7 protein-coding genes are annotated in these 5,629 nt (G+C 65.1%); 6 read left to right on the top strand and 1 reads right to left on the bottom strand.

Going from position 1 to position 5,629, the window contains the following annotated elements; all coding sequences use genetic code 11:
* Positions 1-231: 231 nt before the first annotated feature.
* Together EOA27_RS19425 and EOA27_RS19420 are read left to right on the top strand one after the other, a co-directional pair.
* A complete protein-coding gene (locus EOA27_RS19425) occupies positions 232-963 on the top strand; it encodes a tellurite resistance TerB family protein (protein WP_126081484.1) in 732 nt (243 codons plus the stop codon).
* 240 nt (positions 964-1,203) lie between these two features.
* A complete protein-coding gene (locus EOA27_RS19420; protein WP_126081485.1) occupies positions 1,204-1,965 on the top strand; it encodes an SDR family oxidoreductase in 762 nt (253 codons plus the stop codon).
* Between the two features lie 12 nt (positions 1,966-1,977).
* Here EOA27_RS19420 and EOA27_RS19415 read toward each other — a convergent pair whose 3' ends face one another.
* The gene (locus EOA27_RS19415; RefSeq protein ID WP_126081486.1) at positions 1,978-3,162 is read right to left on the bottom strand and encodes a pyridoxal phosphate-dependent aminotransferase; all 1,185 of its coding nucleotides are present in this window, start codon (positions 3,160-3,162) and stop codon (positions 1,978-1,980) included.
* 82 nt (positions 3,163-3,244) lie between these two features.
* Here EOA27_RS19415 and EOA27_RS19410 point away from each other — a divergent pair, with 82 nt between their 5' ends.
* From EOA27_RS19410 to EOA27_RS19395, 4 genes are all read left to right on the top strand, one after another.
* Positions 3,245-3,931, top strand: a complete 687-nt coding sequence (locus tag EOA27_RS19410; protein WP_126081487.1) for a GNAT family protein — start codon at positions 3,245-3,247, stop codon at positions 3,929-3,931.
* 13 nt (positions 3,932-3,944) lie between these two features.
* The gene (locus tag EOA27_RS19405; RefSeq protein ID WP_126081488.1) at positions 3,945-4,934 is read left to right on the top strand and encodes a cation diffusion facilitator family transporter; all 990 of its coding nucleotides are present in this window, start codon (positions 3,945-3,947) and stop codon (positions 4,932-4,934) included.
* 43 nt (positions 4,935-4,977) lie between these two features.
* Positions 4,978-5,184: a hypothetical protein gene (locus EOA27_RS19400; protein WP_126059583.1), complete on the top strand. Its 207-nt coding sequence runs from the start codon at positions 4,978-4,980 to the stop codon at positions 5,182-5,184.
* Between the two features lie 2 nt (positions 5,185-5,186).
* A partial coding sequence (locus EOA27_RS19395; protein WP_127256910.1) for an NAD-dependent epimerase/dehydratase family protein occupies positions 5,187-5,629 on the top strand: 443 nt, incomplete at its 3' end.

Here is a 5,629-nt window from a genome sequence, read left to right as displayed (position 1 = left end):
TTTCATGCCCGCATTGTTTCGAAACGCGGTCCGATGCGGACCGCGAGCGCTACGCCGAACGCCACCGTCAGGTCGAACTTGCGCAGGCGCGCGGCGGCAAGCGCCATATCGGCAGCTAAAGCCTCACGCGCAAAACCTGCTCCGTCATTGTAATGTCAAACCGCGGGGCCTACCTGTTGCCGGTCCGAAACCATGCCCGCCCATTCGGCCGGGCCAATTCTGGAGGCATTGATGCTCGACCCCAAGAAGCTGCTCGACGACCTTCTCGGATCGCAGATTCCCGGCACGGGCTCGACCGTTCGCGACAAGGCGGGGCAGGCGGCGCAGATGGCGAAGGACAATCCGCTGGCTGCCGGAGCGCTTGCCGCCGTGCTGCTCGGCACCGGCACCGGACGGCAGGTGACGGGCGCGGCCATCAAGCTCGGCGGCCTGGCGGCGATCGGCGGCCTCGCCTACAAGGCCTATCAGAATTACAAGGCCGGCAACGAGCCGGCGCAGGCGCCCGCGTCCGGCGAGCCTGAACTGCTCCCGCCGCCGGCCGATACCGCTTTCGATCCTGCACAGGCACCGCAAGGCGAGGCCGAGTTCACGCTGACGCTGGTCCGAGCGATGATCTCGGCGGCGAAGGCCGATGGCCATATCGACGACGAAGAGCGCAAGAAGATCGCCGACAAGCTCAAGCTCGCCGGCATCGGCGCGGAAGCGGAAAAGTTCCTGCTTGCCGAGCTCGAAAGGCCACTCGATCTCGACACGCTGGTCGCCGGCGCCAAGACCGATGCGCAGAAGCTGGAACTCTACACCGCCTCGCGTCTGACCATCGATCCCGACACGCGCGCCGAGCGCGGCTATCTCGACCTGCTTGCCGGTCGGCTCGGCCTGCCGGATGCCCTGGTCGATCATGTCGAGGCGACTGTCTCGGCGGCAAAGGTGCCGGCCGGCAGCGCGCCTAGCTCGCCGTGGTGAACCATGTTGGTAAACGCCGCTGCGCACCGCCTTGCCGGTCGTTAATCCCTCGTTAACTCAGCAAGCGCATCATTCTAATCAGTCGGACCGGCTTTTCCTCCTCCCAAGCGCGGTTCAGATCGGGGCGGTCGCCAATGGCCGCCCTTTTTGTTGGCCTCTTGTTTGTCGCCAATAGCGGCTTGCCATGATCCCCGGCATTTGCGATGCCACGTCTTTCCGAGCATGACCGGGAGGACGACGATGACCGCCATAGCAGAGAAGACCGCCATCGTTACCGGAGCCGGCACCGGCATCGGCAAGAGCGTCGCCACCGCGCTGCTCCAGGCAGGCTGGAACACGGTGTTCTGCGGCCGGCGCAAGACGGTGCTGGAAGAGGCGATCGCCGATGCGGGCAAGACGCAAGCCAAGGCATTGGCAGTCGCCTGCGACATCAGCAAGGCGGCGGAAGTCGACGACATGTTCGAGACCGTGCTCGAGGCCTTCGGCCGCGTCGACCTGCTCTTCAACAATGCCGGCATGGGCTACAAGTCGACGCTGATCGACGAGATCCCGGTCGAGGTCTGGAACGATGTCGTCGGCGTCAACCTCACCGGCGCGTTCCTGTGCGCGCGCGCCGCCTTCGGCGCCATGCGGAGGCAGAAGCCGATGGGCGGCCGTATCATCAACAACGGCTCAGTGTCGGCCTATGCGCCGCGCCCGGGTTCCGTGCCCTATACGGCGACCAAGCACGCCATCACCGGTCTCACCAAGACGCTGGCGCTCGACGGCCGGCCCTTCGACATCGCCTGCGGCCAGATCGATATCGGCAATGCGCTGACCGAGATGGCGCAGCCGATGACGGTGGGCGTGCCGCAGGCCAATGGCTCGATCGCCGCCGAGGCGGTGATGGACGTGCAACGCGTCGCCGACGCGGTGCTGCATATGGCCAGCCTGCCGCTCGACGCCAACGTGCTGTTCATGACGGTGATGGCGACGAAGATGCCGTTTGTCGGGCGCGGATAAGCGCCTGACGGCTCACTTCTTTAGAAATGCCTCGATCCGCTCCAGCGCGCGCAGGATGTTCTCCTCGGAATTGGCGTAGGAAAGCCGGATATAGCCTTCGCCGAGCACGCCGAAATCGGGGCCGCCGATCAGCGCCACGCCGGCATCCTCCAGCAGCGCCGAGGCGAGCTTCTTGGCCTTCCAGCCGGTCTTCGACACGTTGGGGAAGGCGTAGAAGGCGCCCTTCGGCGTGATGCAGGAGATGCCGGGGAGCGCGTTCAGGCCCTCGACGACGATTTTCCTGCGGTTGTCGAAGGCGCGCATCATCTTCTCGACATCGTCCTGCGGACCGTCGATCGCGGCGATGCCGGCAAACTGGCTCGGCGCGTTGACGCAAGACCAGCAATTGACGGCCAGCTTGCGCACCTTGTCGTAGAGATGGGCGCCCTTGTCGCCGTTCGGCCAGATCGACCAGCCCATGCGCCAGCCGGTCATCGCCCAGGTCTTCGACCAGCCGTTGAGCACGATCAGCCTGTCGCGGATTTCGGGGAAGTTGAGCAGGGAGCAGTGCTTCTCGCCATCATAGGTCATGACGTCGTAGATCTCGTCGGACATGACGGCGACCTCAGGATGCTTGTCCAGGCCCTTGACCAGCTTCTCGATCTCGGCGCGCGGCGTGACGCCGCCGGTCGGATTGGCGGGTGAGTTGAGGATGAGCAGCCTGGTCCGGGGCGTGATCAGCGCCAGCGTCTCGTCGGCCGAGAAGGCAAAGCCGTTCTCCTCGCGGATCGGCACCGGCACCGGCGTGGCGCCGGTGAACTCGATCATCGAGCGGTAGATCGGAAAGCCGGGATCGGGGTAGAGGATCTCAGTACCCGGTTCGCCGAACATCAGGATCGCGGCGAACATGGTCGGCTTGCCGCCGGGCAGGATCATCACATTCTCAGGCGACACCTCGACGCCGGTGGTGGTCAGCGTGCGGCGCACGACGGCCTCGCGGGTGGCGAGCAGCCCGTTTGCCGGCGTGTAGCCGTGGTGGCCGTCGCGCAGCGCCTTGATCGCCGCCTCGACGATGTGCTGCGGCGTCTTGAAGTCGGGCTGGCCGATGCCGAGATTGATGATGTCGCGGCCCTGATGGGCAAGCGCGGTGGCCCTGGCCAGCACCGCGAAGGCATTTTCCTCGCCAAGGCGGTCGATGGCCGCGATCGTGTGGAGCATTTTTCCCGTCCCTGTGGTTCTTTCTGTGAGCGAGCGTTTTTGTGACCGTCCGCTGGGAAAAGTCAACGGATTGGAGTGGTCGGTGTCGGAAGATCTGAAGAATTGGCAGCCGCGCCCACGGCCGGAACGCAAGGCGATCGAGGGACGCACAGTCAGGCTCGAGCCGCTGAGCGCGGCAAAGCACGGCGACGGCCTCTACGAGGCCTCGTCGGTTTCGGATGTCGGCGGACGTTTCGCCTGGCTGCCCGACTACCCGCCGGAGACCCGCGCCGCCTTCCAGCCGTGGCTCGACAAGGCGGAAGCGAGCGAGGATCCGCTGTTCTTCACCGTCATCGACAAGGCGAGCGGCAAGATCGCCGGGCGCCAGACGCTGATGCGCATCGACGTCGCCAACGGCGTCGGGGAAATCGGCAACATCTACTGGGGTCCACTGATCTCGCGCAAGCCGGCGGCGACCGAGGCGCAGTTCATGTTTGCGAAATATCTCTTCGACGATCTCGGCTATCGCCGCTACGAGTGGAAGTGCAACAACCGCAACGAGCCCTCGAAGCGCGCTGCCGAGCGCTTCGGCTTCAAGTTCGAAGGCATCTTCCGCCAGCACCTTGTGGTCAAAGGTGAAAACCGCGATACGGCGTGGTATTCAATCATCGACAAGGAGTGGCCGGCCTTGCGCAAAGCCTATGAGGGCTGGCTCGATCCAGCGAATTTCGATGACGAAGGCGGCCAGAAGCGGCGGCTTGAGGATTTTCGCGCCGACTTCGGAGGGTAACAGGAGTTTGACGATGGCGCACGGTTCGCATGATCACGGTTCCGCCGGTCATAGCCACGGCGCTGGGCATGTGCATGGCTCGACCGACAAGAAACGGGTGCTGATCGCGGCCTGCCTGACCGGCGGCTTCATGGTCGCCGAGGCGCTCGGCGGGCTGCTCACCGGATCGCTGGCGCTGCTCGCGGACGCCGGCCATATGCTTGCCGATTCGATCGCGCTCGGTCTTGCCTGGTATGCCTTCCATCTCGCCGGACGCCCGGCCACCGGCCGTCTGACCTATGGCTTCGGCCGGGTGAAGACGCTGGTCGCCTACACCAACGGCATCGCCATCTTCGTCATCGCGCTCTGGATCGTCTACGAGGCCTGGGGGCGGCTGATGAACCCGGCGCCCGTGCTTGGCGGGCCGATGCTGGTGGTGGCGGTGGCAGGCCTGCTGGTCAACATCGCCTCCTTCTTCGTGCTGCATGGCGGCGACCGCGAGAGCCTGAACATGCGCGGCGCGATCCTGCATGTGCTGGGCGACCTGCTCGGCTCCACCGCGGCAATCGCGGCAGCCCTCATCATCCTGGCAACCGGCTGGACGCCGATCGATCCTGTCCTCTCCGTCCTAGTGTCGCTGCTCATCCTGTCGACGGCATGGTCGCTGATGCGCGAGGCGGCGCATGTCCTGCTCGAAGGCGTGCCGGCAAGCCTCGATCGCGATATGATCGCCAAGGACATCGAAGGCGCGGTCAAGGGCGTGCGCGAGGTGCATCATATGCATGTCTGGTCGCTCGACGGCACCTCCAACATGGCGACGCTGCATGCCTGCCTGAATGACGGCGTCGATCCGCATGTGGCGGTGAGCGCCATCAAGAAACGGCTTGCCGCCAAGCACGGCATCGATCATGCCACCGTCGAACCGGAATTCGGGCAATGCGCCGACAGTCATGACGAGCATGGCCATCACCATGATCGCGATCATACGCATGGCGCGCCTGCCGATCGCCGGCACTATCACTGATCAGGATTATGCCTAACAGCCTCGAAGCCAGGAAAGTCTGCTGATGGATCGTGACACACGCAACGCGGCGATTGCCGCGGCTGTGATACTGCTCGTGTTCGGTCTCGCCGCCTATTTCCTGCCGGCCATCATGCTGGCCGCGGGCAAGGTGTCGACGGTGCTGGCGGCCGTCATCGCGGTGGTCTTCATGGTCGGGCTGTTCGTCGTCCTATGGCTGCGCGGACGCAGCCAACGCAAGAAAGGTCTCTGAAGATGAGAATTCTGATCACGGGCGCGGCCGGCATGGTGGGCCGCAAGCTTATAGCGCGGCTGGCCAAGGACAGCGCCTTGCGCGGGCGCAAGATCACGGCGCTCGACCTGCATGACATCGTGGCGCCGCAGCCGCCGGCGCTCACAGGCGTCGATGTCTCGATCCACACCGGCGATCTATCCGCGCCCGGCGCCATGGCGGCCCTCGTGGCTCCGCGCCCGGACGTGATCTTCCACCTGGCGGGCATCGTCTCGGGCGAAGCGGAAGCCAATTTCGATCTCGGCTACCGGGTCAATCTCGACGGCACGCGCGCGCTGTTCGACGCGGTGCGGCTGGCGGCCTTCGCGCCGCGCCTCGTGTTCACCTCGTCGATCGCGGTCTTCGGCGCGCCCTTTCCGGATGTCATTCCGGACGAGTTCCATCCGACGCCGCTCACCTCATACGG

The sequence above is a fragment of the Mesorhizobium sp. M2A.F.Ca.ET.037.01.1.1 genome (genome assembly GCF_003998075.1).
Taxonomy (GTDB): Bacteria; Pseudomonadota; Alphaproteobacteria; order Rhizobiales; family Rhizobiaceae; genus Mesorhizobium.
This window is presented reverse-complemented; position numbering and strand designations above follow the sequence as displayed.